Annotated in this window: 27 protein-coding genes; 12 read left to right on the top strand and 15 right to left on the bottom strand. The window is 67.6% G+C overall.

Annotated features, from left to right (window positions below):
- Positions 1 to 3 precede the first annotated feature (3 nt).
- The 5 genes from cydD to AAC691_RS01865 all read right to left on the bottom strand — a co-directional run bounded on the left by cydD (position 4) and on the right by AAC691_RS01865 (position 5231).
- Complete coding sequence (gene cydD, locus AAC691_RS01885) at positions 4 to 1770, bottom strand: thiol reductant ABC exporter subunit CydD (protein ID WP_342628759.1); 1767 nt, start codon at positions 1768 to 1770, stop codon at positions 4 to 6.
- 78 nt (positions 1771 to 1848) lie between these two features.
- Positions 1849 to 3660 carry a sensor histidine kinase gene (locus AAC691_RS01880; RefSeq protein ID WP_342628758.1) on the bottom strand — a complete coding sequence of 604 codons (1812 nt, stop codon included), beginning with the start codon at positions 3658 to 3660 and terminating at the stop codon, positions 1849 to 1851.
- Positions 3661 to 3846 (bottom strand): hypothetical protein, encoded by a 186-nt coding sequence (locus tag AAC691_RS01875; protein ID WP_176640231.1) that lies wholly within the window; start codon positions 3844 to 3846, stop codon positions 3661 to 3663.
- 178 nt (positions 3847 to 4024) lie between these two features.
- Positions 4025 to 4594, bottom strand: a complete 570-nt coding sequence (locus tag AAC691_RS01870; RefSeq protein ID WP_176640230.1) for a sigma-70 family RNA polymerase sigma factor — start codon at positions 4592 to 4594, stop codon at positions 4025 to 4027.
- Positions 4595 to 4739: 145 nt separating this feature from the next.
- The gene (locus AAC691_RS01865) at positions 4740 to 5231 is read right to left on the bottom strand and encodes a sigma-70 family RNA polymerase sigma factor (RefSeq protein ID WP_323990969.1); all 492 of its coding nucleotides are present in this window, start codon (positions 5229 to 5231) and stop codon (positions 4740 to 4742) included.
- Between the two features lie 144 nt (positions 5232 to 5375).
- On the opposite strand from AAC691_RS01865, the gene AAC691_RS01860 reads away from it, so the two are divergent.
- The 3 genes from AAC691_RS01860 to AAC691_RS01850 all read left to right on the top strand — a co-directional run bounded on the left by AAC691_RS01860 (position 5376) and on the right by AAC691_RS01850 (position 8413).
- Positions 5376 to 6113 carry a response regulator gene (locus AAC691_RS01860; protein WP_342628757.1) on the top strand — a complete coding sequence of 246 codons (738 nt, stop codon included), beginning with the start codon at positions 5376 to 5378 and terminating at the stop codon, positions 6111 to 6113.
- A 74-nt stretch (positions 6114 to 6187) separates the two neighbouring features.
- Positions 6188 to 7996 (top strand): ATP-binding cassette domain-containing protein, encoded by a 1809-nt coding sequence (locus AAC691_RS01855; RefSeq protein ID WP_342628756.1) that lies wholly within the window; start codon positions 6188 to 6190, stop codon positions 7994 to 7996.
- A gap of 69 nt (positions 7997 to 8065) precedes the next feature.
- Complete coding sequence (locus AAC691_RS01850) at positions 8066 to 8413, top strand: 4a-hydroxytetrahydrobiopterin dehydratase (RefSeq protein WP_176641816.1); 348 nt, start codon at positions 8066 to 8068, stop codon at positions 8411 to 8413.
- Between the two features lie 82 nt (positions 8414 to 8495).
- Here AAC691_RS01850 and AAC691_RS01845 read toward each other — a convergent pair whose 3' ends face one another.
- Complete coding sequence (locus AAC691_RS01845) at positions 8496 to 9515, bottom strand: Gfo/Idh/MocA family oxidoreductase (RefSeq protein ID WP_342630110.1); 1020 nt, start codon at positions 9513 to 9515, stop codon at positions 8496 to 8498.
- Between the two features lie 189 nt (positions 9516 to 9704).
- Here AAC691_RS01845 and AAC691_RS01840 point away from each other — a divergent pair, with 189 nt between their 5' ends.
- The 3 genes from AAC691_RS01840 (at position 9705) to secF (ending at position 13584) form a co-directional block, all read left to right on the top strand.
- Positions 9705 to 10871 (top strand): PA0069 family radical SAM protein, encoded by a 1167-nt coding sequence (locus AAC691_RS01840; RefSeq protein ID WP_342628755.1) that lies wholly within the window; start codon positions 9705 to 9707, stop codon positions 10869 to 10871.
- Positions 10872 to 11071: 200 nt separating this feature from the next.
- Positions 11072 to 12631 carry a protein translocase subunit SecD gene (gene secD / locus AAC691_RS01835; RefSeq protein ID WP_342628754.1) on the top strand — a complete coding sequence of 520 codons (1560 nt, stop codon included), beginning with the start codon at positions 11072 to 11074 and terminating at the stop codon, positions 12629 to 12631.
- An 11-nt stretch (positions 12632 to 12642) separates the two neighbouring features.
- On the top strand, positions 12643 to 13584 hold the full coding sequence (secF, locus tag AAC691_RS01830) for a protein translocase subunit SecF (RefSeq protein ID WP_342628753.1): 942 nt from the start codon (positions 12643 to 12645) through the stop codon (positions 13582 to 13584).
- On the opposite strand, the gene AAC691_RS01825 is transcribed toward secF, so the two are convergent.
- Complete coding sequence (locus tag AAC691_RS01825; protein ID WP_342628752.1) at positions 13514 to 13996, bottom strand: hypothetical protein; 483 nt, start codon at positions 13994 to 13996, stop codon at positions 13514 to 13516. The genes secF and AAC691_RS01825 overlap by 71 nt on opposite strands.
- A 119-nt stretch (positions 13997 to 14115) precedes the next feature.
- Positions 14116 to 14580 carry a large-conductance mechanosensitive channel protein MscL gene (mscL, locus tag AAC691_RS01820; protein ID WP_342628751.1) on the bottom strand — a complete coding sequence of 155 codons (465 nt, stop codon included), beginning with the start codon at positions 14578 to 14580 and terminating at the stop codon, positions 14116 to 14118.
- A gap of 255 nt (positions 14581 to 14835) precedes the next feature.
- Here mscL and rpmE point away from each other — a divergent pair, with 255 nt between their 5' ends.
- The 3 genes from rpmE to AAC691_RS01805 all read left to right on the top strand — a co-directional run bounded on the left by rpmE (position 14836) and on the right by AAC691_RS01805 (position 16712).
- Entirely contained in the window at positions 14836 to 15066 is a 231-nt protein-coding gene (rpmE, locus tag AAC691_RS01815) for a 50S ribosomal protein L31 (protein ID WP_176640562.1), read from the top strand.
- Between the two features lie 218 nt (positions 15067 to 15284).
- Positions 15285 to 15863 carry an Hsp20 family protein gene (locus AAC691_RS01810; protein WP_342628750.1) on the top strand — a complete coding sequence of 193 codons (579 nt, stop codon included), beginning with the start codon at positions 15285 to 15287 and terminating at the stop codon, positions 15861 to 15863.
- A gap of 270 nt (positions 15864 to 16133) precedes the next feature.
- A complete protein-coding gene (locus AAC691_RS01805; protein ID WP_176640564.1) occupies positions 16134 to 16712 on the top strand; it encodes a DUF1013 domain-containing protein in 579 nt (192 codons plus the stop codon).
- A 98-nt stretch (positions 16713 to 16810) separates the two neighbouring features.
- Here AAC691_RS01805 and AAC691_RS01800 read toward each other — a convergent pair whose 3' ends face one another.
- Positions 16811 to 16981, bottom strand: coding sequence for a YdcH family protein (locus AAC691_RS01800; RefSeq protein WP_176640565.1), 171 nt, complete (start codon positions 16979 to 16981; stop codon positions 16811 to 16813).
- Between the two features lie 159 nt (positions 16982 to 17140).
- On the opposite strand from AAC691_RS01800, the gene AAC691_RS01795 reads away from it, so the two are divergent.
- The 3 genes from AAC691_RS01795 to AAC691_RS01785 are packed head-to-tail and all read left to right on the top strand — an operon-like array spanning position 17141 to position 19053.
- Positions 17141 to 17341 carry a YdcH family protein gene (locus tag AAC691_RS01795; RefSeq protein ID WP_176640566.1) on the top strand — a complete coding sequence of 67 codons (201 nt, stop codon included), beginning with the start codon at positions 17141 to 17143 and terminating at the stop codon, positions 17339 to 17341.
- A gap of 39 nt (positions 17342 to 17380) precedes the next feature.
- The gene (gene purE, locus AAC691_RS01790) at positions 17381 to 17914 is read left to right on the top strand and encodes a 5-(carboxyamino)imidazole ribonucleotide mutase (RefSeq protein WP_342628749.1); all 534 of its coding nucleotides are present in this window, start codon (positions 17381 to 17383) and stop codon (positions 17912 to 17914) included.
- Positions 17911 to 19053, top strand: a complete 1143-nt coding sequence (locus tag AAC691_RS01785; RefSeq protein ID WP_342628748.1) for a 5-(carboxyamino)imidazole ribonucleotide synthase — start codon at positions 17911 to 17913, stop codon at positions 19051 to 19053. Before purE ends, AAC691_RS01785 begins: the two co-directional genes overlap by 4 nt.
- A gap of 33 nt (positions 19054 to 19086) precedes the next feature.
- Here the strand turns inward: AAC691_RS01785 and AAC691_RS01780 are convergent, their stop codons facing one another.
- Genes AAC691_RS01780 through AAC691_RS01755 form a run of 6 tightly spaced genes read right to left on the bottom strand, consistent with a single transcriptional unit; the run spans position 19087 to position 25466 of the window.
- Positions 19087 to 21012: a hypothetical protein gene (locus AAC691_RS01780; RefSeq protein ID WP_342628747.1), complete on the bottom strand. Its 1926-nt coding sequence runs from the start codon at positions 21010 to 21012 to the stop codon at positions 19087 to 19089.
- 2 nt (positions 21013 to 21014) lie between these two features.
- Complete coding sequence (locus AAC691_RS01775) at positions 21015 to 22502, bottom strand: NAD(P)/FAD-dependent oxidoreductase (protein WP_342628746.1); 1488 nt, start codon at positions 22500 to 22502, stop codon at positions 21015 to 21017.
- Between the two features lie 25 nt (positions 22503 to 22527).
- Positions 22528 to 22947 carry a TadE/TadG family type IV pilus assembly protein gene (locus tag AAC691_RS01770; RefSeq protein WP_342628745.1) on the bottom strand — a complete coding sequence of 140 codons (420 nt, stop codon included), beginning with the start codon at positions 22945 to 22947 and terminating at the stop codon, positions 22528 to 22530.
- A complete protein-coding gene (locus tag AAC691_RS01765; protein ID WP_342628744.1) occupies positions 22944 to 23441 on the bottom strand; it encodes a TadE/TadG family type IV pilus assembly protein in 498 nt (165 codons plus the stop codon). Before AAC691_RS01765 ends, AAC691_RS01770 begins: the two co-directional genes overlap by 4 nt.
- Positions 23438 to 24685 (bottom strand): pilus assembly protein TadG-related protein, encoded by a 1248-nt coding sequence (locus tag AAC691_RS01760; protein WP_342628743.1) that lies wholly within the window; start codon positions 24683 to 24685, stop codon positions 23438 to 23440. Before AAC691_RS01760 ends, AAC691_RS01765 begins: the two co-directional genes overlap by 4 nt.
- A 16-nt stretch (positions 24686 to 24701) precedes the next feature.
- Entirely contained in the window at positions 24702 to 25466 is a 765-nt protein-coding gene (locus tag AAC691_RS01755) for a hypothetical protein (protein ID WP_342628742.1), read from the bottom strand.
- Positions 25467 to 25476: the final 10 nt, after the last annotated feature.

Genomic DNA, 25476 nt, shown 5'->3' with positions numbered 1-25476 from the left:
ATCTTATCCGGCATGGGCGGGCTCCTCGGATATGGTGGCGTCCTGTCCGGGGTTCTGGCGCGCGCCCAGGTCCAGGCAGGCCCCCGGCAGCGCGCGGGCGGCTGCCGAATGGGTGGACAGGATGACGGTCCGTCCCTGGGCCAGCGCGCGCAGGCTGGCGAAGATGTCGGCCTCGGTCGCCGGGTCCAGGTGAGCGGTGGGTTCGTCCAGCAGCAGAAGCGGCGCGTTCTTGAGGTAGGCCCGCGCGATGGCCACGCGCTGGGCCTGCCCGCCCGACAGGCCGAACCCGCCCTCGCCGATCCTGGTGTCCAGCCCGTCCGGCAGGCCCGGCATGAACCGGTCGATCGCGGCCGCGCGCACCGCGTCCATCACGGCGTCTTCCGTGGCGTCGGGCCGGGCGAACAGAATGTTCTCACGCAAGGTACCGGCGAACAGCACCGGCCTTTGCCCGATCCACGAGATCAGGCCGGACAGGGCCGCGGGCGGCAGGCCGGCGATATCCGCCCCGCCGATCAGCACCCTGCCCTGGTCGGGTGCGATGAAGCCCAGGATCATTTCGATGATCGTCGACTTGCCCGATCCCGACGGACCGACGAGAATCAGCGTCTCGCCGGGCCGGACCTCGAAACTGAGATTGCGCAGTACGGCGCCGCGTGCCGGATCCCATGCGAACGTCACGTCGCAAAAGCGCAGTTCGACGCCCCCGGCCGTGCGTTGGGGAATGGTGGCCTGCATGTCCGGCCGGCCCGCCGTCTGCGCCGCGGCGGGCTTGTCGGGACCGGCGGGAAGATCGGCCATGGCGGACGCGGCGCCCGCGGCATGGGCGCGATCCTGATAGGCCAGGGCCAGTCCCCGGAGCGGGGCGAAGAATTCGGGCACCAGCAGCAGGACGAACAGGCCGCGCATCGCGCTGCCGGCCAGCGCCGGCGATGCCGCGCCGGCCCGATGCAGCGCCAGCACGGTGCCGCCGTCATGCAGCACGATCAGGATCAGAGCCGCGACCATGGCGCAATCGATCGACGCCGAGGACAGGAAGGCGACGCGCAGCACCTTCATGGTCCGGCGGCGCAGTTCGTCGGCGGCGGCGGCCAGGCGCGCGGCCTCGTCATCCGTGCGGTTCAGCAGGACGATCGTCGCGATGCCTCGCACCCGGTCCAGGAACCGTGCCTGCAGCCGCGTCATCGCCAGGAACTGGTTGCGCGACGCCATTGCGGCCCCGATGCCGAACAAGGCCTGGCCGACCGGCACCGCCAGGCCGCAGACGGCCATGATGGCGGCCGATCCGGGCTGGACCAGGGCGGCCAGCACGGCAATCAGGCCCGGCACGGCGATCCACAGGATCGAGGCGGGCACCCAGCGGGCAAAGAAGCCGTCCAGAGCCTCGATCCGGTCGACGGCCAGCGCGGTCAGTTCGGCGCTGTGCTGCCGCCGCAGCAGCGCCGGACCGCCGCGCAGGATCGCCGCCAGGGCGTCGGTCCGCAGGCGGCGCCGCGCCGCGCGACCGGCGCCGGCCGCCGCCACGTCGCCCGCGACGGCCAGCAGCCCGCGCAGGACCGCCAGCACGGCAAGCGCCGCCAGCCACGTGCCCGCACCACGGCCGCCCCCCGGTCCGACCAGCACCGACGCCAGGATCGCGGCCATGCACCACGCCTGCCCGACCGCCGTCAGGCCCGACAACAGGCCCGCCGCCACCACGGGCAGGGCCCGTACGCGCCCCATACGGGACTGGGCCCGGGTCCAGGCCCGCATCACTGTTTTGTCACCGCTCATGAGCCCGTTCTATAATCGAAGCGGGGGGTCAGGGACACCCATTCCCGCCAGTACCGTGTCGGAACATGTCGGCACATGTCAGCCGGCGGCGCGTTTCTCGCGCGCATGGGCCAGTTGTATCGGGAAGAGCAGCACATAGCGCGTGCCGTTCTCCTCGGAGATATCCATGACGCCGCCCAACTGCCGGACGAAGCCCCGAATCAGTTGCGTACCGAGGCCGCTGCGCTGTTCCGCCGAGCGGCGATGGCCCTCGGCCAGGCCGATTCCGTCATCGGCGACGCTGAGCCGCGCATGCCGGCCGTCGGCACGCGCCAGCATGACGGCGACCGAACCGTGGCGGCCGTCGGGGAAGGCGTATTTGATCGCGTTGCTGACGATTTCGGTCACGATCAGGGCCATGGGCACGGCCTGGTCGGGCCCGAGTTCCAGCCCTTCGGCATCGACGGACAGCGTGATCCTTCCGCCCTGGTCCTCGCCCGCCGCCTGGAAGATCTGGTGGCAGAGTTCGGTCACGAACTGTTCCATGCTGAGGCTGAGCAGTTCGCCGTCGGAATAGAGATAGCGATGCAGGGTCGCCAGGGCGCGCACCCGGTCGCGGGCCTGGGCGAATTCCTCGCGCGCTTCGGGCAGGCGGATGCGGTTGCCTTGCAGATTCAGCAGCGACGCGACGATCTGCAGGTTGTTCTTCACTCGGTGATGCATTTCCTTCAGCAGCAGGTCCTGCCGGGCCGAAGCGCGTGCCAGCCGCTGCTCGTGCCGGGTCAGGCTGCGCGTCGCCTTGGTGAAGGCCGCGGCCAGCCGGCGGATCTCGACCGGCATGGCCCAGCTATAGCGCGCGTCGAACACGCCGCCATCCGCCTGCCAGAGTTCGACCGAACTGGTCAGGCGGCGCAGCGGCGCGACCAGCAGCACGTTCGCGCTCATCGCCACGCCGGTCAGGCCGCACCCCAGCAGGGCGATGATGACGAACAGCCAGATGACGAACATGACCAGCGCGTGGGTCTCGGCCATGTTGCGGCGGGTCATCGTCAGGGCGCCGACGCCGCCCTCGACCGGACCGAACGCATAGGCCGCGTCGCCGACGGACAGCACCTGGCGCCCGTAATGACCGGGCTGAAAGGCGGCGACCCAGGCCATGACCTGCGCGGGTGGCTGACGCGGGCGCCAGCAATCGCCGCAGAGCGGCGCGATATTATGGTCCCGCCCGACGATCCAGGCATCGATCGCGCCGTCCTTCTGGATGAAATCCAGGCGCGGATCGCCGATCTGCAGGTGATGGCGCGTCCAGACGACCGGCATGATCGCGGTCAGGAAACCGTGGCGCACCGGATTGCCCCCACTGTCGGCGATCATGGTGGCGATGGTGATGCGGATATAGGAACGTCCGTCCGGGTCCTGTCCGGGAACGTCCAGCGGCACGATCCGCACGTCGCCGCTGAAGCTGGGCAGTTCGTCCGTCGATAACTGGGGTGGCAAGGGCAATGGCGCGCCGCTGTTCACCGCCACGACGATCATCCCCCTGTCATCCAGCAGCGCGAGCTGCCGGTAGAAATGGCCGGTCAGGGACTGGGCGAGCTGCAGCGTGTTCCCCACGCCCTGTTCGTCCAGGGCCATGCGGCTGACGGATGACAGCATGGCGCTGACATGGTCGACGTCGTGGCGAATTTCCAGGTCGATGCGGCTGACGGCCATGTCGGCGCGAAAGGCCGGCGCCGCCAGCGTGTGGCGATAGCTGTTCCATGCCTGCAGCCCGCCGATGATGGCGATCGGCCCGGCGGACAGCAGGATGATCATCACCATGCGCGTGCTGACCGTGTCGAACAGCCGCCAGACTCGTGCCGGATACGGCGTCTCGCCCCCCGGACGGCGGTACCCCTTGTCGCGCTCCATCTATTCCTTGGTCTTGCGATCTTCCTCGATTAGACGCAGCAGTTCCTCGGGTACCGGCTCACGCGCGATCTCGTCGAACAATTGATGCAGCCCGCGCTTGAGCCAGAGTTCGAACGGGTCGTCTTGCTGGGCTTTCCTGACGGGTTTGGGCTGCCTGGAAGAATGTGCATCCTTGGGCGGCGTCATCGTTGATCCCTGAGGCCCACTTATACCCCGCCAAAACTCTCGCGCATGTGCTCCGGTTGCACAATTCTCCTTCGAGACTAAAACACCGCTCGGCGACCGTCCAGCCGCCGGATGTCGCGCATGAGCGTTTGCGAAACGCCGGTCCACCTAATTCCCCACCCCCGTTTCAGGCCCCGTTTCAGGCATGGAGGACCGGCGCCCCTGCCTCGCGTTCGGCCAGCAGGTTGCGCATCCGGGCGACGCGGGCCTTGAGCGCGTTGCTTTCGGCCCCCTCGCCGACCATCCAGGCTTCCAACTGGCGGCGGGCGCGGAAGACGCGGCTCTTGGCCGTGCCGACAGCGCAGCCGGTGGCGTCGGCCAGCGCCTCGTAGCTCATGCCGTGCATGACGACCATGATCAGCGCCTCGCGCTGATCCTCGGGCAGCCGGTCCAGCGCCTCGGCCAGGTCTTTCAGCGCCAGCCGATCCTCGTGCGCGGCCGCGGTCGCCAGCGCCGCGGCGGGGACGTCCTCGATATCCGTCGTCTCGCGCCGCTTGCGCAGGTCGGAGATGAAGCGGTTGCGCAGAATGCGATGCATCCACGCCGAAAAATTCGTGCCGGGAATGAAACTCTCTTGGGCGGCGAGCGCGTTACAGACCGCATCTTGCACCAGGTCCTCGGCCAGTGTCCGATTGCGCGTCAGGGCCAGTGCCTGCACCCGCAGCCGCGGAAGGATCGCGATGACCTGATCATGAAAGCTGTTGGACATTATTTCGTTTCCCTTCGCACGACTTCCCGTCACACGGCGAAACAATGAACAGACTTGTGGCAAGGTTGCATTTTTTTCATGACGAAACTGTGAGGTAATGCATCGTGCCGGGCGGGACGCCATCGGCCGGGGCCCATGCGGGCCCCTATTCGGTATCCGGAGCCGGCATGTCGCCGCGCGCTTTCGCCACGAGTTTGGTCAACTGCGCCCGCGCGCGCGAAACGCGGGCCTTCATCGTGCCCACCGGAACGCCGCAGATGCCGGCTGCTTCCTCGTGAGTCATCTCCTGGGCGCCGACCAGGATCAGGGCCTCGCGCAGCAAAGGCGGCAGCAGCCAGAACACGTTTTCAAGATCGCGGACATCGTCGCGGACGCTGGCCGGGCGGCTTTCGGCCCGGCGTTGGGCCTGGACGGCGTAATCGTTCATCACCACCTGCTCGCGCAGATGGCGGCGCCGCTGCTCGTAGAAGACGTTACGCTGGATCGTGAACAGCCACGCCTTGAGATTGGTGTCGGCCTGGAACTGCTCCAGCGCCGCGAGGGCACGGACCAGCGTTTCTTGCACCAGGTCGTCGGACGACGCGGGATCCCGCGTCAAAAAACGTGCGAACCCGCGCAGATCCGGCAAAAGAGACATGATCTCGCGCCGCAGTTGCGATACCGTACGGCCGCTCGTCGAGCCGGTGACCGATGCCAGGACGTGTCCCCTCCCTTCTTGCCGACAATTGTGACACTGTCATGCTCCAAACTGTAACATAATCCGATGGGAGTTGAATGTCCGATGCCCCTCTCGCGGCGGCAGGATCTGATCCGTGCCCTTCCTTACGCCAGGCGTTATGCCCGCGCCCTGACGGGCAGCCAACCGCGCGGCGACCTGCTGGTCGCCGAAAGCCTGCGTGAACTGGCAGTTTCGGATACGGGGGAGATGTCACCCCGGCACAGCCTGTATCGGAGCATTTCACGACAATTTCAACCGCAGGACACTTCCGGCACGCGGGACGGGCTGGGTGGGGTGGAGCGCAAGCTGCTGCTGCTGACCGCGCTGGAGGAACTGACGGTTTCCGAAGCCGCCAAGGTTCTGGAGACGGAGGTCCAGCGCGCGTCGGACATTCTGGCGCATGCCCATGCCGGGCTACGCACGGTCGCCGAGACCTCGATCCTGATCATCGAGGACGAACCGATCATTGCCATGGACATCGAGGAACTGGTCCGCAGTTGCGGCCATCAGGTCGCGGGCGTCGCCGCGACCGAGGCCGACGCGATCGAGCTGGCGCGCCGGACGCGGCCCGGGCTGATCCTGGCCGACATCAATCTTGGCGCCGGCGGCGACGGGATGAACGCGGTGGCCAGCATCCTGCGCCAACATGACGCGCCGGTCATCTTCGTCACCGCCTATCCGGAACGGCTGCTGACCGGCGAGGCGGTCGAGCCGACCTTCGTCATCACCAAGCCGTTCGAACCGACGACGCTGGCGATCGCGACCTATCAGGCGGTCACCGGCGGCCCGCAGATCGATTAGTCAAATCGGCTGGCGGAGGCAGCCGGCCGCGTGCCTCTTGCGCCGGGTGGCACGCATGGGCCAGAACCCGATCCATGTCGCCTCCTCTCCTTCTTCTCCAGGACATCACACTGACGCTCGGCGGGGCCCCCTTGCTGGACAAGGCCGGGTTCGGCGTGGCGGCGGGCGAGCGTATCTGCCTGGTCGGGCGCAATGGCAGCGGGAAATCCACCCTGCTGCGCATCGCGGCCGGCGAATTGCAGGCCGATGACGGCACCCGTTTCCTGCAGCCCGGCACCACCGTGCGCTATCTGCCGCAGGAGCCCGACCTGTCGGGCTTCGCCACCGCGCTGGATTATGTCCGCGCCGGGATGGGGCCCGACGACCCCGCGCACCGCGCGGCCATGCTGCTGGGCGAGCTGGGCCTGACGGGGGCCGAGACTCCGGCCAGCCTGTCGGGCGGCGAGGCGCGGCGCTGCGCGCTGGCCCGAGCGCTGGCGCCCGAGCCCGACCTGCTGCTGCTGGACGAGCCGACGAACCACCTGGACATGCCGACCATCGAATGGCTGGAGCGCGAATTATTGTCGCTGTCCTCGGCCATGGTGATCATCAGCCACGACCGGCGGCTGCTGGAAACCCTGTCGCGGACCGTGGTGTGGCTCGATCGCGGCACGACCCGCCGGCTGGAGCAGGGATTCGCACGTTTCGAGGCCTGGCGCGAAGAGGTCCTGGAGCAGGAAATCCGCGACGCGCACAAGCTGGACCGTCAGATCGCGCGCGAAGAGGACTGGATGCGCTATGGCGTCACGGCCCGGCGCAAGCGCAACGTGCGGCGCGTGGGCGAACTGGCCGCGCTGCGCCAGGCGCGGCGCGAGGCGGTGCGCGCGCCCATCGGGGTGAAGATGCAGGCCAGCGAGGACACCCTGTCCGGCAAGCTGGTCGCCACCGCCGAGCAGGTCTGCAGATCCTATGGCGCGCGGCGGATCGTCGACCGGCTGGACCTGCGCGTGCTGCGGGGCGACCGGCTGGGCATCGTGGGCGCCAACGGCGCGGGCAAGAGCACGCTGCTGCGGCTGCTGACCGGCCAGGACCAGCCCGATTCCGGCGAGATCCGCATCGGTACCAGCCTGTCCACCGTCACGCTGGACCAGCAGCGCCGCACGCTGGACCCGGCCCGCACCCTGGCCGATACGCTGACGGGCGGCGGTGGCGACATGGTGCAGGTCGGCAGCGAGAAGCGCCATGTCATCGGCTACATGAAGGATTTTCTGTTCCGGCCGGAACAGGCCCGCACCCCTGTCGGCATGCTGTCGGGCGGCGAGCGCGGGCGGCTGATGCTGGCCTGCGCGCTGGCGCGGCCGTCCAACCTGCTGGTGCTGGACGAACCGACCAACGACCTGGATCTGGAAACGCTGGACCTGCTGCAGGACATGCTGGACGATTATTCCGGCACCGTGCTGCTGGTCAGCCACGACCGCGATTTCCTGGACCGCGTGGCGACGTCGGTGCTGGTGGCCGAGGGCGACGGGCGGTGGGTGGAATATGCCGGCGGCTATAGCGACATGCTGGCGCAGCGCCGCGGCATGGCGCCACCGGGCCGGGACGGCCAGCCGGCGAAGCGCCCGGAGCGGAGCCCCGAGAAGGGTGCGGCGAAGGGACCGGCGCGCAAGCTGTCCTATAAGGACCAGTTGGCCCTGGACCGCCTTCCGGGGCAGATCGCGGCGCTGGAAGCGGATATCACCCGGCTGCGCGCCGTCCTGTCCGATGCCGGGCTCTATGCCCGCGATCCGCAGGCGTTTACCGACGCGACCACGAAGCTGGACCGTGCCGAGACCGAACTGACGGCCGCCGAGGAACGGTGGCTGGAACTGGAAATGCTGCGCGAGGCGCTGGGATCGTCCTGACCGTCAGGGTACGGTTGGGCGGCCGGCGCGTTATCGGTCCCCGGACAAATGGCTGAAGGATTCCATGCCATGCCGACCGCCACCCCATCCGCCCTGGCCCGCGAGGTGATCGGCCCCTGCCCCAGGAACTCACCGCCCCTGGCGCGCGCCGAGGCCGAAACATTGCTGGCGCAGGTGCCCAACTGGACGCTGTCCCCCGACGGGACGGTTTTGCTGCGCGATTTCACCCTGCCGGACTTCGCCGGCGCCTATGCGCTGGTCGAGCGGATCGCCGCCCTGGCCGAAGCGGCCGACCATCATCCGGACATCGCCTTCGGCTGGGGCTATGTGCGGTTGTCGCTGCAGACCCACGCGATCGGCGGCCTGCATCGCAACGATTTCATCATGGCGGCACGGATCGAGACCCTGCCGCATTGATGGTCCGGCCCCCTGTTTCGCCGGCAGGGAGATGCCAGGCGGTCTGGACGGAAGGTCTGGACGGAAGGTCAGGAAGGGCGGATCAGGACATGCGGACCAGGCCCGATCGTTCCATCCGTTCGCGGGCGGCCCGGATCCCGCCGGTCACCGCCAGGGCGGCGGCCAGGGCGCGGCGTCCGGCCTGCGCATCCACCAGCACCGGCGCCCCGTCCAGGCAGGACGCCGCGAAGGCCGCGTGCTCGGCCGCCAGCGTGTCGTGGTCGTCCCAGGTCACGGCCTGGCGCCGGAAGCCACCCGTTCCGGGCAGGGGCAGGCCCGTCTCGCGCCCGATCATCGTCAGTTCGCGTTTCACGAAATCGGCGGACAGATAGCCTTCCTCGGAAAAAAGCCGCATCCGCCGTTCGGTCTTCAGCGAGATCCGGCTGGCGGTGATGGTGGCGACACATCCGTTGGCGAAGCGCACGCGTGCATTGGCGATATCCTCGTGCTGGGAGCTGACGGCCGCCCCCAGCGCGTCGACATCCTCGATTTCGCTGTCGACGATCGCCAGCACCAGGTCCAGGTCGTGGATCATCAGGTCCAGGATGACCGAGACATCGGTGCCGCGCGGCTTGAAGGGCGCGATGCGCGTGGCCTCGATATAGAGCGGGCGGCTGATCCGTTCGGTGATCGCGCGGTGCTCGGCCGAATAGCGCAGCAGGTGCCCCACCTGCAGCACCAGCCCGGTTTCCGCCGCCAGCGCCGCCAGCCGGTCGGCCTGGTCGAGGGTCGAGGCGATGGGTTTTTCCACCAGCACATGCCGTCCGGCGCGCAGCGCGCGATCGGCCAGGATGAAATGATGTTCGGCCGGAGCGGCGATCACCACGGCCTCGGACCGGTCCAGAAGGGTATCCAGGTCCAGGGCCGGCGCATCGCCGGCCTCGGCCCCGACCGACGCCGCGCGGGCCATATCCGGATCATGGATGCCGACCAGCGTCTCACGCGGCGATGCCGCGACCTTCAGCGCATGGAACCGTCCGAAATGGCCGGCGCCAATCACGCCGACGCGCAATTGCCGCCCCTTTGCACCCCGCGCGGTTCCGCCGCCGAAAAGCCCCGCCATCATTCCTGCTCCATCGTCGCGATGACGAACGGTTAGAGCACAAGCGCGCGATGGGCCAGAGGGCGGCGGGCGGCCTGGTGGCAGGCCGTCGGAATGGAAAGAGATGTTCATGATATGTTCTTGACTCTCCCGGCCGCCCGGGCGACGATGGCCCGTCCTGTTCCAGTTCCATCGGCAAGGGAGTGCCGCATGTCCGACCACGCCCCCATCCGGATCGGCCGGGGCCAGAAGACCCGGGCGGCCCCACACGCGCTGGATGCGCGTTCGACCGGCCTGGCCGGTATCCGGCACGGGCGCGGCGCCACGATATCGCCGCCCGACCGCCATGCCGCACAGCACGGCACGCCTGTCGACGACGGCTGGGGCAGTCTGGCGGAGGAGGATCCGGTGGGGGAAAGCAAGGGGCCGCGCACCGAGCTGTCCTTCGAGACGCCGCGCAGCATCATTACCCGCAACACCAGCCCGGATCTGGGCTTCGACCGGTCGATCAACGCCTATCGGGGGTGCGAGCATGGCTGCATCTATTGCTATGCCCGCCCCACCCATGCGTGGCTGGGCCTGTCGCCGGGGCTGGATTTCGAAACCCGGCTGACCTGCAAGCCCGAGGCCGCACGCCTGCTGGAACGCGAACTGCGCCGCCCGGCCTATCAGGTCCGGCCGATCGCGCTGGGCACCAATACCGACCCGTACCAGCCGGTCGAACGCGACCAGGCCATCACGCGGTCGATCCTGGCAGTGCTCGAACGGTTTTCCCATCCGGTGACGATCGTCACCAAGTCGGCGGGCATCCTGCGCGATATCGACATCCTGCGCGCGCTGGCCGAACGCGGCCTGGTGCAGGTCAGCCTGTCGGTCACGACACTGGACCCGGAACTGGCGCGGCGGATGGAGCCGCGCGCCGCCGCCCCGGCCCGGCGGCTGGAGGCGATGGCCGCCCTGGCGCGGGCCGGCGTCCCCACCGGGGTGATGGCCGCACCGATGATCCCCGCCCTGAACGATCACGAGCTGGAAGCGATCCTGAAGGAAGCCGCGGCTGCCGGGGCCTGCAATGCCGCCTATGTGCTGCTGCGCCTGCCGCTGGAGGTCGCGCCGCTGTTCGAGGACTGGCTGCACCGCCATTATCCCGACCGGGCGCAGCATGTGCTGCGCCGGGTGCGCGAGACCCGTGGCGGGGCGCTGTACGATTCGACCTTCGGCCTGCGCGGCCGTGGCCAGGGGGTGCACGCCGACCTGCTGCGCCAGCGCTTTCTGCGAGCGCGGCGCGCCCTGGGCCTGGAACGCGGCGTCGCGCTGGATTGCACGCGCTTCGCGCCCCCGCCCGCGCAAGGGGAGGACGCGCAGTTGGCGCTGTTCTGAGCGCGGAGCGCCGGGCGCGGGACCTCGGGGCGCCGCGAAAGGCGACCGGCGCGGCATGATTTCCTGCCCCCGACCGCCCGGGGGCGGTTGCATCCTGCGCGATCGCCCGGCATGTTCCCGCCGTCGCCGGCCGCCCGGCGGCACAGGACAGAGGAACAGGGAGCCGGCTCGGCCGGGCGTGAGGAGCACCCCTTTCAGCCATGATGTATTACAGCCGGCTCAAGATGGCCTCGGTCATCGCCGTATGCCTTCTGGGAGTGCTGCTCTGCCTTCCCAACACCCTGCGCCAGCCCGCGCCCGGCGTGCCGTGGCGCCAGATCCATCTGGGGCTGGATCTGCGCGGCGGGTCGTACCTGCTGATGCAGGTCGACATGAACAGCATCACCGCCGACCGGCTGCAGACCCTGGCCGACGGAACGCGGCAGGCGCTGCTGGACAAGGGCCTGGGCTATCGGAACATCACGACGGATGCCAAGGCCGGCACCGTATCCTTCACCCCGCGTGACCCGTCGGAACGCGACGCCGACCTGAAGGCGCTGCGGGCGATGCCGATGGTGGTGCCCGGCGAATTCGCCGTCGACGGCCGTGCCGACGGCGGCATCGTCATCACGCTGTCGCCCGACGCGATGCGCCGGCGCGCGGCCGAGGCCGTGACCCAGTCGATCGAGATCGTCCGCCGCCGGATCGATGCGACCGGCGCCGTCGATCCGCAGATCACCCGCCAGGGCGATGACCGGATCATCGTCGAACTGCCGGGGGTCAGCGACCCCGAGCATGTCAAGAAACTGCTGGGCACCACCGCGAAGATGACGTTCCACATGGTGCAGGACAGTGCCGTCGGGTCGGCCGCGCCGGGTCCGGGCGTCAGCCTGCTGCCGCTGGCGAGCGATCCGAACCAGACGCTGCCGGTCGTGGACCATGTGGATGTCGACGGGTCGGACCTGACCAATGCCGGCGCGGCGATCGACCAGCAGACCGGCGAATGGGCGGTCAATTTCTCGTTCGATTCCGCGGGGGCGCGCGCCTTCGCCGAGACGACGCGGGCCAATATCGGCCGCCGCTTCGCCATCGTGCTGGACAACAAGGTCGTGCAGGCCCCGGTCATCCGCAGCGCCATCACCGGCGGCAACGGGCAGATCACGGGCGGGTTCGACGCGCAGTCGGCCACCGACCTGGCGCTGCTGCTGCGCGCGGGTGCGCTGCCGGCGCCGCTGTCGGTCATCGAGCAGCGGTCGATCGGCCCCTCGCTGGGCGCCGATTCCATCCGTGCCGGCATGATCAGCCTGGCGGTCGGCTTCATGCTGGTGATCCTGTTCATGGCGCTGTTCTATGGCCGGTTCGGCTGGTACGCGAATACCGCCCTGCTGGCCAACCTGGTGCTGATGGTCGCGATCCTCTCGCTGTTCCAGGCGACGCTGACGCTGCCCGGCATGGCCGGCATGCTGCTGACCCTGGGCATGGCGGTGGATGCGAATATCCTGATCAATGAGCGCATCCGCGAGGAAGTGGCCAGGGGCCGCACCGCGCTGGCCGCGATGCAGGCCGGTTTCGAGCGCGCCACCTCCACCATCCTGGACAGCAACGCCACGGCCCTGCTGGCCCATATCATGCTGTTCGTGTTCGGCAGCGGTCCGGTGCAGAACTTCGCCCTGACCATCATGATCGGCATCGTGACGACCCTGTTCACGACGCTGCTGCTGTCGCGGATGCTGATGGTGCGCTGGTATGCGCGCACCCGTCCCTCCATCCTGCCGGTCTGAGGCGCATCGCCATGTTCTCACGTCCCCTCCTGCGCTTCGTGCCCAAGGGCACCCGGATCAATTTCATGCGCGGCCGGTTCGTCGGCCTGGCGACGTCGGCGGTGCTGTCGATCGCATCGGTGATCCTGTTCCTGCATCCCGGCCTGACCCTGGGGCTGGATTTCCGTGGCGGCATCGTGGTCGAGACCCGGACGCACGGCCCTGCCGATTTCGCGCAGATCCGCGCGGCGCTGGCCGCGCAGCATGTCGACGCGGCGGGCGTCCAGTCCTTCGGCGCGCCCGACGACGTGCTGATCCGCCTGGATGCGCCGCCGGCCGACGCCCCCGATCACGAGGCCCGCACCCAGGCCCTGGTGGATTCCGTGCGCCATGCCGTGGCGAGCCTGCCCGGGGCGCAGGTGCTGCGCGCCGATGCCGTCGGCGCGTCGGTTTCGGCCGAGCTGTTCCGTAACGGCATGCTGGCGCTGGGCGTCAGCCTGTTGATGATCCTGGCCTATATCTGGTTTCGCTTCGAATGGGAGTTCGCGGTCAGCGCCGTGGTGACCCTGGTGCTGGACCTGACCAAGACGATCGGCTTCCTGGTGCTGACGCATTTCGAATTCGACCTGGTCATGGTCGCGGCGATCCTGACGATCCTGGGCTATTCCACCAACGACAAGGTGGTGGTCTATGACCGGGTGCGCGAAAACCTGCGCAAATACCGCACCATGCCCCTGGCCGAACTGATCGACCTGTCGATCAACGAGACGCTGAGCCGCACCCTGGGCACGTCCTCGACGGTGTTTCTGGCCGCCCTGCCGCTGGCATTGTTCGGGGCCAGCCTGTCGGGCTTCGCCTGGGTGATGCTGTTCGGGATCGTGGTCGGGACCTCGTCCTCGATCTTTATCGCGGCGCCGCTGCTGCTTCTGCTGGGGGAGAAGCGGCTTCGGCGGGACGCCCGTCCGGCGCGCTGACCGGCGGCAGGCAGGCGGCTTTCGATCCGCTGTCGGTCTGGCCGATGCAGGCCAGCATCGATTCGATCGCCTGCCGGACATGGTGCTGGCCATCGGCGGACGGGTGCAGCATGTTCTCGGCCGCCAGATGGCGGGCATAGAGCGTGTCGGCCACCAGGCCGCGGGCCTGGTCGCGCATCAGGCCGCCATCGGCCAGGCGGCCGCTGACCATGCCCTGGGCGATGAAATAGGTATCGATGCTGAGATAGGCCTGCAGCGGCAGGGGCAGTTCCGACATCGGCTGGATCGCCGGCGCGGGCCGCGACGCCTGGCATCCGGCGGCCATGACGCAGCCCGCCAGGCCCAGAAAACACGCCAGGCCGCGCCCGGACGGCCGGATCGAGGTGCGCGAAGGGCGGCATCGGTTCATCATGGCCGCGATGCTAATGCCCAGCCCCGGCACTCCGCAAGCGCGGGCGCATCACAAGCACGCCCGGGCCGGACCGCGCGGCGCATGCCGCGCGGTCCGGCCCGGGTGCGAAAGGCCGGGATTTACGGCGCCGCGCCCCTGGTCGCCAGCAAGTCGCGAATTTCCGTCAGCAGGATTTCGCTGCGGGGCGGCGGGGGCGGTTCGGCCGGGGCTTCGGCCGGCTTGGCGGTCAGCTTGCTGACCAGCTTGACCACCCAGAAGATCGCGAAACCGACGATCACGAACTGGATCACCGCGTTCAGGAACAGGCCGACATTGATGGTCACGGCACCGGCCTTCTGCGCGTCGGCCAAGGTTGGCAGATGCGGCCCGCGCAAGGTGACGAAGAAGTTGGTGAAGTCGATACCGCCGATCAGCAGGCCGATGAGGGGCGTGAATACGTCCTTGACCAGGCTGTTGACGATGGCGGTGAAGGCGGCGCCGATGATGATACCGACCGCCAGATCGACGACGTTCCCGCGCATCAGGAACGCCTTGAATTCGGAAACCCATCCCGGAGCGTGGATGGAGGGGGCCTTGCTTGCCATGGTTTCTCCTTTTTGCTCCACCTGACAGAGAGTTAATAGCAATCCGTCCGGCCGCCGGAAAACAGGAAATCCATCCGGGCCGCAACCCTGCCGCACGGCGTGGCGTGATTGCCGCACTGCCTGCCCCCGCCCCCGGCACGGAATCCGGCACAGAACTGGCACGGAATAGGCGTTGATCCTGCGCCGGGGCTCGTCTATACGCCCACCGGATACGCCCCCGGTCGGCATCGGCGGGCCCAACATGAAGGTTTGACGATGAAATCCGGCATTCACCCCGACTACCACGACATCACCGTCATCATGACGGACGGCACCGAATACAAGACCCGCTCGTGCTACGGCACGCCGGGCGCGACCCTGCGCCTGGATATCGACCCGAAATCGCACCCGGCGTGGACGGGCGTGCAGCGCATGCTGGACACCGGGGGCCAGGTGGCGAAGTTCAACAAGAAATTCGGTGGTCTGGGACGCCGCACCAAAGCCTGACCCCGCAGGCGGGCGGCCCGTTCGCACGGACCGCCCCGGTCAGTTTTTCGCCAGTCAGTCATCCGACAGGCCCCGCCCCCTTGAAACGGGGGGCGGGGCTTCTCACGTCAGGGCTACGGAAACGCCATCCGGGTTTCCGCCAGACAGGCCGCGGTCCGCTCGCCGAGGGACCGATCGGCGGCCTGCTGATACCGGACCTTGCCGTTGAGGAGGTTGACATGACGTATGATTTCGCGCCCCTGTTCCGGACGGCCATCGGCTTCGACCGGCTTGCGCGCCTTGTGGACAATGCCGCGCAGAACCCGGCAGCGTCGTCCTATCCACCCTATAACATCGAACGGCTGGGCGATGACAGCTATGTGCTGACGATGGCGGTAGCCGGGTTCGGCCCGGACGATATCGACCTGACCGTGCAGGACAACATGCTGATCGTGGCCGGGCGTGTCGCGGCCGCTTCATCCGCCGGGGAATGGCTGCATCGCGGCATCGCGAACCGTGCGTTCGAGCGGCGCTTCGTTCTGGCCGACCAGATCCTGGTCGAAAGCGCGGATCTGACGAACGGATTGCTGCGCATCGCCGTCAGGCGCGTGGTACCCGAGGCGCTGAAGCCGCGGCGTATCCCGGTCACATCCAGCGTGGCGCGGGGGACCGCGCCGCAGCCGGCGATATCCGAGCCCCCGGCGTCCGAATCCGTGGCGGCTGAATCCTTGGCGCCAGAGCATCAGGCCCCAGAACATCAGGCCGAGGCGCCAGCGGCGAATGACGGCGGCGTGCCATCGTCGGGCCACGCCGCGTAACAGGCCCGTCTCGGACCCATACTCGGGCCCATGGGCGATGCCCGTGAACGATATCAGAGGGGTCGGGCCCAGGGTCCGGCCCCTTTTTTCTGCCCGATTTTTACCGCCTGACCGCGCCATCAGCCCTTGACCGCGCCCCCTGGCCGGGCCCATATCCTTGCCCAAGTCTTTGCGCGTCCGCAGGCACGCAAATGGCGCCCCGGCAAGGGGTGCCGGAATGGGAGGAGGGCCTGCGTGGCGCCACCCATTGCCGAGCTAGGACCCGTCATAATGAATGCACTGCCCCTGATGCCGAAGGCCACAGCCGTGTGGCTGATCGAGAAGACGGCGCTGACCTTCACCCAGATCGCGGAATTCTGCGGCATGCATCCGCTGGAAGTCCAGGCGATCGCCGATGGCGAAGTCGCGCAGGGTATCGTGGGCTATGACCCCGTCGCCAATCATCAGTTGCGGCAGGAAGACATCGTCCGTTGCGAGGCCGATCCCGAGAAGCGGCTGAAGCTGATGGCGTCCTCCAACCCGATCCATCGCCGCTCGAAGGGCGCGCGCTATACCCCCGTCGCCAAGCGCAATGACCGGCCGGACGCCATCGCCTTCATCCTGCGCAATTTTCCGCAATTGTCGGAACAGCAGATCGTCAAGCTGCTGGGCACCACCAAGGACACCATCGCCAAGGTGCGCGACCGGCAGCATTGGAACAGCGCGAACATCAAGCCGCGTGATCCGGTCATTCTGGGCCTGTGCAGCCAGACGGACCTGAATGCCATGATCCAGGCCGCCAACGAACGCCTGGCCCGCGAAGGCCACGCCGTTCCCGCGCCGCTTGAGATCGACGAAGACGTCGCCTGACCTGATCCCCAGTCACCTGATCGCTGGCGGCTTGAGATCCCGCGCGTTTCCTGGCCTGAAATCCTGTGGATTTCAGGCTGGAATTCCAAGCGTGGATGTCAAGCCGGGCGGGACAGGCGTTCGATCTCTTCCTTGATGCGCAGCTTCTCCAGCTTCAGCCGGCGCAGCACGCTACTGTTGGGGGAAGGCCGCCGGTCTTCATCGTAAATCCGGTCGTCGAGGCGGGCATGACGCAGTCGCAGACTGTGAATCCTGGCTTCGTGGGACATGAGGCCTCCGGTGCCTGAAAAGACGATTTAGGCACACTAAGCCCGACGATCCGCGGCCGCACATGCTATGTTTGCAGGACTTGGCGAGGTGGTCATGCATCTCGCCATCCGGCGGGGAATCGATAGAATGCCCTGGCGATCACATGCTAGACGGACCCCATGCTGACAGACCGGGACACCATGCTGCGGAAACTGCACGAATTGCGCAGCGAGCACCGCGACCTTGATACCGTCATCAACCGCCTGGCGCAGCATCCGATGGACCAGCTCCAGCTTCAGCGCCTGAAGAAACGCAAGCTGCTGCTGAAGGATGAGATCGCCTGGCTGGAGAGCCGCCTGATCCCCGACAGCATCGCCTGATCCGAACCCATTCCGCCGAAAGCCTGCCGTGTGAGCGACATGTCTCCTCCCCCTGAATCCCAGGCTCCATCCGAGCCCGCCTCCGCGGCCCTGGCCGTGCGCGTGGGCATCATCATGGGCAGCCAGTCCGACTGGGAGACCATGCGCCACGCGGCGACGGTGCTCGAAGCGCTGGATGTCGCGCATGAGGTCCGCATCGTCTCGGCCCATCGCACGCCCGACCGGCTGGCCGACTATGCGCGGGGCGCCGCGGGACGCGGCCTGTCCGTCATCATCGCCGGCGCCGGGGGGGCCGCGCATCTACCCGGCATGTGCGCGGCCTGGACGCTGCTGCCGGTCCTGGGCGTACCGGTGGAATCCCATGCGCTGAAGGGCATGGACAGCCTGCTGTCCATCGTCCAGATGCCCGGCGGCGTGCCGGTCGGCACGCTGGCGATCGGCAAGGCCGGGGCGACCAATGCGGCGCTGATGGCGACATCGATCCTGGCTCTGGGCGATGCGGCCTTGTCCGCCCGGCTGGCCGCATGGCGGGCGGAGCAGACCCGGTCGGTGGCCGAGGCGCCGATCCGATGACCCTGCCCGCCGGTGCCCTACCCCCCAATTCCGTGCTGGGAATCGTCGGCGGCGGCCAGTTGGGCCGCATGTCGGCAATAGCTGCCGCACGGCTGGGATTCCGTGCCCATATCCTGACCGACGAACCACGGGGGCCAGCCGCCCAGGTGGCCCATGCGGTGACGGTCGGCGCCTATGACGATGCCGATACGTTGCGCCGCTTCGCCGCGGCGGTGGACGTGGTGACGTTCGAGTTCGAGAATGTCAGCGCCGACGGGCTGGAATTGCTGGCGGAACTGCGGCCGGTGCGTCCGTCGGGCGATATTCTGCGCATCAGCCAGGACCGGATCGCCGAAAAGCGTTTCCTGACGGACGCGGGGATTCCCGTGGCCCCCTGGGCGGAGATCCATGACGCGGGCGACCTGGATACGGCCATCGGCGTGCTGGGCCTGCCCTTCATCCTGAAGACCACCCGGCTGGGTTATGACGGCAAGGGGCAATGCCGGGTGCAGGCTGCCGACGACGCACACCCTGCCTTCGCGGCACTCGCCCCGCATCCGCTGGTCGGCGAGGCGATGATCGACTTCGCCTGCGAAATCAGCGTGATGGTCGCGCGGGGCCTGGATGGCGGCGTCGTGACGTTCGACGTGACCGAAAACCGCCACCGCGACGGAATCCTGGATCTCAGCCTGGCCCCCGCGCGCGTGCCCGAAGCCGTAGCGGCACAGGCGCGCGCGATCGCGGTCCAGGTTGCCACCGCGCTGGATCTGGTGGGCCTGCTGGGGGTCGAGATGTTCGTGGACCGCGATGGCACGGTGCTGGTGAACGAGATCGCCCCGCGCCCGCACAATTCCGGCCATTGGACGATGGATGCCTGTCCGGTCGACCAGTTCGCGATGCATGTCCGTGCCGTGACCGGCCTGCCCTTGCCGCCCGCGATCCGCCATTCCGACGCGGCGATGAAAAACCTGGTCGGTCCGGACGACATGGCGTTATGGCCCGACATCGTCGCGACCCCGGGCCTGCTGCCGCATCTTTACGGCAAGGACGCGGCCCGGCCCGGCCGCAAGATGGGGCACGTCAATATCCTGTTTCCTCATGGCGCGCTGCCTGGGGAATTCGGCGTGCGGGCCTCGCTCGGCCCCCTCGCCCGCCGGTAAGGCCCCCTGGAGGGTGTTGTGATCAGCGCGCCATTATCGCAATGCGTCGCAACGATAGATGAAAAACCGCGCGACGCTGATTTTTCGCCCCTGCTCGTTCGCCCATGGGAACGGCACGGGGGGCGTCCATGCGGCGCCGGGATCGTCGATCGCCTGGCGCGTCACGATCAGGGCCGAAAGGCCGGGTGACGCCGCGCAGACCGTCGCGAGGTCGGCCCGGCGGAGCGGCAGGACGCGTTGGTCCTTGCCGAGGGTGCAATAGGGCGGCAGGTCGAAATCCAGCGTGTGGAGGCGGCTGAGCGTATCGAAACGCTGCCGAAACGCCGCGGCGGTCGCGCGGGAAAAGAGAATTCCGGCCCCTTGTTCGCATGAAAAATAGCTGCTGCGCCGCAACACCAGCCAGGGAACGGTGACGTCGCCATCCCAATAGACCGGGCCCTCCGGCGGGAGGAGGCGCGTCAGTGCCGGAGGAGCCTGGCCCTTGTCGATGAAGTGCTGCCAGGGCGTCGATTGATCCCAGTTCGTCACGGTCAGCGGCGCCAATATGCCTGCCAGCACGGTCACGCCGATCCGGCTCCGGCGGGGCGCCGATTCCCCGCGCAGTCGCCACAGGCCCCAGAGTGCCGGCGTCGCCAGTCCGATACCGTACAACGGACGCCAGAACGGGTCCTGCGTGCGAACGACATAATGGAGGCCAAGCAGCGCGAAGGCGAGACAACAGGCGACGACCAGCCGCGCCAATATGCGGCAAAGGCCGGAAACCGGACGGCAATAACGATGCTCGTAAAACGATAACAGGCAGGCGAGGATCGCCATGGGGGCCGCGGCAAACCCGGCGGCCGGAGCGAAGCTCGCAAGGATCAGCAACCCGTATGTGAAGCCCAGCACCGCCGGAACGCCGGTCGGATTCGCCCAGCGCGCCCTGATCACGCGTGCCCAGAGCATGCCGCCGAGCAGATAGACGACAAGATTCAGCAGCCATAGGGCGCGCCATGCCTGGATATCGATGATCAGCACATTATGCAGCAGGTCCCCACCCAACGCTGTCAGCGCGATCCCGCCCAGCGCGGCCATGGCGGTCGCAGCCAGAAAACGCCGTTCCCGGCGCTGGGCATAGCGCATCGCGGCAAGCAGGAGCGCGAAGCTGCCGACGAGCGGAAGCCAGTAGGTCGCCCCCCATTCCGCGATGAAGCACTGGGGGTCCAGGGTGCCGGCCGAGGCCAGCCATGCCCCGTCCATCCGGACCGTCAGCCGGACGAAGGGCTCGACACCCGAAAAGGCCAGGGCGATAACGATCGAAGCCGCGCCCGCCCCCGCCAGCCAGAGAACCGGACGGCGCATGGCGTGATAGAGGAAAAACGCAGCAATCGCCCCAGATGTCATCAATGGATGAATCGCGAGCGACAGGAGCAGAAGCAGGGCGGCCAGACCGTTGCGGCCACGCAGCATCGCCCCCAGGGCAAACAGGCTGACGGCTTCGGCAAACAGGCGGGGGGTCAGGATCGGCTCGCCCGGGCGGACCAACGTTCCGCCGCCGAACTGGATGGCGACCGCCGTCACGATGGCGGGTATCGCGACGGCGCGATCGCGGAACAGGCCCGTCGCAAGCGTGGCCACCCCGCCCAGCCACAACAGGCACCCCAGCAGGCAGAACGCCAGGCTGCCGTACCCGATACCGAACGTATGCAGAAAAGGACTGTAGAGATAAGAAAAAGCCGAAAACCGGTCCTGCGACCCGTAATGCAGGAACAAATCATCATTGAATCGCCCGGGCATTATGTGGCTGAGGGCTTGCAGGGTATAGAGCCGCGCATCCCCTATGATCCCGCCATAGGGACGGGCCGCGCCCCACAGGACGAGCACCAGCAGGACGACAAGGCACCCGCGCCACCAGTCGGGCCGGCCGACGGCGTCGCGATCCGCCGTCACGCCGCTGGGCGGATCGGTCGCATCCGGCATGGTCATCCGGCCAATGCGAGTTCGGGTGCCGCGGCGGGCTGGTCCGGCGCCTGGCGCGTTTCCTCGTGATACTCGGCGTCCTGGTTGACTTTCCAGGCGTCATAAAGCGCCTGTCCGGCCAGGATGTTGCGTGCCACCAATATCGCCGTCATCATCGCATGGTCCTGGTTGTTGTAGCGATGCATGCCGTTGCGACCGACCAGATGCAGGCCGGGGCACGTCGCGTCCAGGGCGGTGCGGATTGCCGCAACGCGTGCCTGGTATCCGTCGTCATAGATCGGATAGGCCTTGGGCTGGCGCACCACCGCTCCGTCCAGAATATCCTCGGGCCGGGCCAGCCCCAGCCGCACCAGCTCGTCGGTCGCAAGGGCGACCAGATCGGCATCCGGCATGCGCCACAACGAATCATGCTCGAAACAGAAATATTCCAGCCCGTAGCAGGCATGGCCGGGCAGCGGCACCATATCGGGCGACCAGGATTTGAAATTCTGGATACGCCCCACCTGGACATCCGGATCGTGAATATAAATCCAGTTATCGTCGAACAGGCCCTCATTCTTCAGGATCAGGGCGACGACCAGGAAATCACGATAACGAAGCTCCCCTGCCGCGGCCAGGACCGCTGGCGGCAAAGGCGGGGTCACGATTGGCGCCAGGTCGCGCATGGGCATGCTGGAAATGACATGATCGCAAATGAAATCATGCGTCCGCCCCTGCTGGTCGCATGCGCTGACGCGCCAGCGCCCGCCATCCAGCCGTTCCAGCGCACAGACGCGCCGCCCCATCAGCACCTGGCCGCCCATCGCCTCGACCTTGCGCGCCGCCGCCTCCCACAGCATTCCAGGGCCGCGGCGGGGATAGCGGAACCGGTCGATCAGGGTCTTGATCACCTGCCCGCGCGGCCGGCGCGACGATTGGGGCCTCAGCGCGTGCCAGATCGCCTTGCCCAGCGACAGGCCCTTGATGCGCTGGGCCGCCCAATCGGCGGATATGTCACGGCAGGCCATGCCCCAGACCTTTTCCGTATAGGTCCGGAAGAAGATTTCGAACAGGCGCCGCCCGAACTGGTTGGTGACCCATTCCTCGAAATTGCGCGGCGATGGGTTCGGACGCAGCCGCGCCCGAAGATAGGATGCGACACAGCGTGCCGCCTCGACGACGCCCAGCTTGGACAGCGCGTCCGCCGCCCGCAAGGGATAATCGAACAGAGCCCTCTTGTAGTAGATACGCGATTTTCTGGGACGCTCCAGAAATCCTTCATCCAGGATTTCATCCCAGAGCGCCTCGATCTCGTCGGACTTCGAGAAGAAACGATGGCCGCCGATGTCGAAAGCGAACCCCTTATAGGTCTCGGTCCGGGAGATCCCGCCAACATAATGTGGGTCCTGCTCCAGAACGGTCACGCGGATCCCGCCCCTGCCGAGCACGTAGCCGGCGGTCAACCCCGCCGGACCGGCACCGATGCAGACGACTGACAGGGGGTCATTCATTCCTGTTTTCCTTGATCAGGCAGAGTCACGATGCGATCGGGTAGCAGGCCGATGCATGCAAGGTCACGGCGGACAGCGGCGGCGGCAGGTTAGCCCAATATTGCGATTGCAGCACGACCGTGACGAATTGCCCCGACGCCGTCGTCTGCCCGTTGCACTGATTGGCGTTGGCCGTGACGGTGACGCCGGAAAGCACATTCGGCAGGCCCCAGTCGGCGGCCTCGGCCGCCGCGAAACCGTCCGGATCGGCGGCGCAGGTCGCAAGCGCGACGCAGCGCGCCGTAAGCGCGGCCGTTACCTGCAGCGTATTGCGCGTCCAGCAGAGCAGGCCGATTTCGATCGTACCGACCAGCAGCGTGATGAAAATCGACCCGACGATCGCGAATTCGACGATCGCCGCTCCGCGTCCATCACGCGCTACGCACCTCCGGCCCGGTCGCGTCATTGCAGCCTCACGATCGCGTTCTCCTGCAACGTGGTCGATGCGAGCATGGCGAAGAACGGCATCAGCGGCGCATAGCTGTAGGATGCCGAAATCGTCATGTAGGTGCCGGGCATGGTCGTATCCGCACAAGGCGTGCCGGGTGTTCCCGCGGTCAGGGTCGTGACCGGCGGCGTGTTTCCCTGGCCGGACTGCACGCAATGCGTGCCGGGTGCGCTGACCGTCACGGTCAGGTTGGCCAGGCTGCTGGACGCCAGGACCGCGTTCCTGACATCCGCCGGCGAAACCGAACCGTTGTTTCCCGACGCATTCTGTTCCATGGCGAAGGCATAATTCGCCCCCCCTTCGACGGCCGCCGCCATCGCGATCCGGTCCCACAAGGCCAGCGGAAAATCGCTGACCCCGGCAAGGATGATCAGGAGCAAGGGGGCAGTCAGGGCGAACTCCACGGCCGCCACGCCGGCCCGTGCATGTCCCCGGGCGCGGCCCGGCATCATTGCACCAGACTCGCGACGCCGGAAAAGTCATAGATCGGCGTCATGCCGGAGGCCTGGCAATTGCTGTCGGAAAACTGGCCGCCTCCGTTGAAGGTTACGGTAGAGGCGACGATATACAGGCAGTTCCCCGACGCGGAATTGCTGCCGTTGACGATCAGGTTCGCATTGGGGGCGTAAATCGAACCCGTCATACTGATGGCCGAACCGCCATTCAGTTGAAACGCGGAATTGGTCGAGCCGAACAATAATCCGGCCGTGCCCCCCGTGGCGGGAGCCGTCAGATTGACGTCGGCATTGCCGTTGATATTGACGTTGCCGTTGGTGATGATCGTAACGCCCGTGCCGGTCAGCGTCACGTTTCCATTCACGTTGAAATCCCCGTTTATGTAATAGATTCCAGGATTCAACGTATAGGTCCCGCCGTTCAGCGACCATGAATAGGCGTCTCCAGCCGGTGGGGGATTGAGCGTGGTCTGGCCCTGCGGCAGTTGGATCGTCTTGGCCGGCAGGCTCAGTTGGTCTTTATAGAGGCTGGAATAGGGATCGCTCTCCTGCGGGGCGCCCTGCACGCATGTGACAGCCGAACAGGTGGAATTGCCGTTCTGCGTGATCGTGCCGCCGGCGATCAGATTTGATACATTGACGCTGGGCGTGCCGTTGATGGTCAGAGACCCGTTGGTGCGCAGGTCGCATCCCGGCATCTGGAGCGACGCGTTTCCGTTCAAAACGGTAAAGCTGACGCTGGACAATGCGAGGACGCAGGCAACGGCGCCGTTGCTGCGTTGCGCCAGCTTCGCCACCGCCCGGGCCGACACCGGCTGGGTGGCCGAGGACAGGAACAAACCGCTGAACATCCGCGGCACGGCCTGGGTGATGGAAACGGTGATCGTGGACGGCGCGGCGAATGTCACCGTCGCGGCATAGGCGCCATACATGTCGGTCAGCGTATCGGTTCCGGCGCCGCCGCGCGTCCCGGCCGGCAGGCCATTCAGTTCGGCCACCGTCGCCGCGGTGCCGAGCGCGTCGGACACCTGCTGACTGACCCCGTAGCGCATCGCACCGGCCACCGAGGCGAGATCGGCGGTACGCTGCAATTCCACGCGCGTCATCGCCCAGTAGCTGACGTCGATTCCCAGCCCCAGGATACCGATCAGCACCGGCAGCGCCAGCGCGACCAGCAGCGCGACCGCGCCACGTTGCGCCCCCGGGATCGGAAAGCCGCCACGGAACGCCGCGCCCCGCATGTTCAGGCCACCATGTTCAAGGCAGAATCGCGGGGGGCTGAAGGCCCGAATGCGCGTCGCGCGCCGCCGCATAGTCGGCCAGGGCCTGCGCCACCTGCCGCTGGCCCAGGTCCGCCGACAGGATGCGCGCGGCCTCGGCCCGCTGCCCACCCATCGCGAGCACCGCCGCCAGGTCGTGGCGCAGCTTGCGCGACGCATTGGCATCCGCGCCATAAGGGCGCATCAGGCGTTCGGCATCCTCTACGTCGCCGCTCATCGCCAGGGACAGCGCCAGATTGACCTGGGCGCCGATCATGTCCGGATCCGCCGCAAGCGCCAGGCGATAGGCCTGCTGCGCATCCAGGTGCCGGCGCAGCAGGTCACGGGCGACCCCCAGATCGTTCAGCGCCACCGCGTTGCGCGGATCACGATCGGCCGCCGCCTGGAATGCGACTTCGGCCGCGGCGGGATCGTGGGCCAGCAGGCAGCGGCCCAGCCCGATCTGGGCCCCGACCAGGTGAGGCGCGCGCAGCAGCGCCGCGCGATAGACCCATTCCGCCTGGCCCAGTTGGCCCATCGCGGTCAATGCGTCTCCCTTGATCTGCAGCGCCTCGGCATTCTGCGGGTCGGTGCGCAGGATCGCTTCCGTTGCCTGCAGGGCGATCTGCGGCGCGCCGCCGACCAGGGCGGCACGGGCCACGGTGACGCTGGTGCCCGAGGTCCCTGACGGACCGGCCGCGCAGGCCCCCAGGAGCATGGTCCCCAGGGACGCGATCACTGCCGCGACGAAACCCGGCTTCATACCCGCACGC

It is taken from the genome of Nguyenibacter vanlangensis (assembly GCF_038719015.1).
Lineage (GTDB): Bacteria > Pseudomonadota > Alphaproteobacteria > Acetobacterales > Acetobacteraceae > Gluconacetobacter > Gluconacetobacter vanlangensis.
The sequence above is the reverse complement of the archived record's forward strand: the minus strand, read 5'-3'. Positions and strand labels throughout refer to the sequence as shown.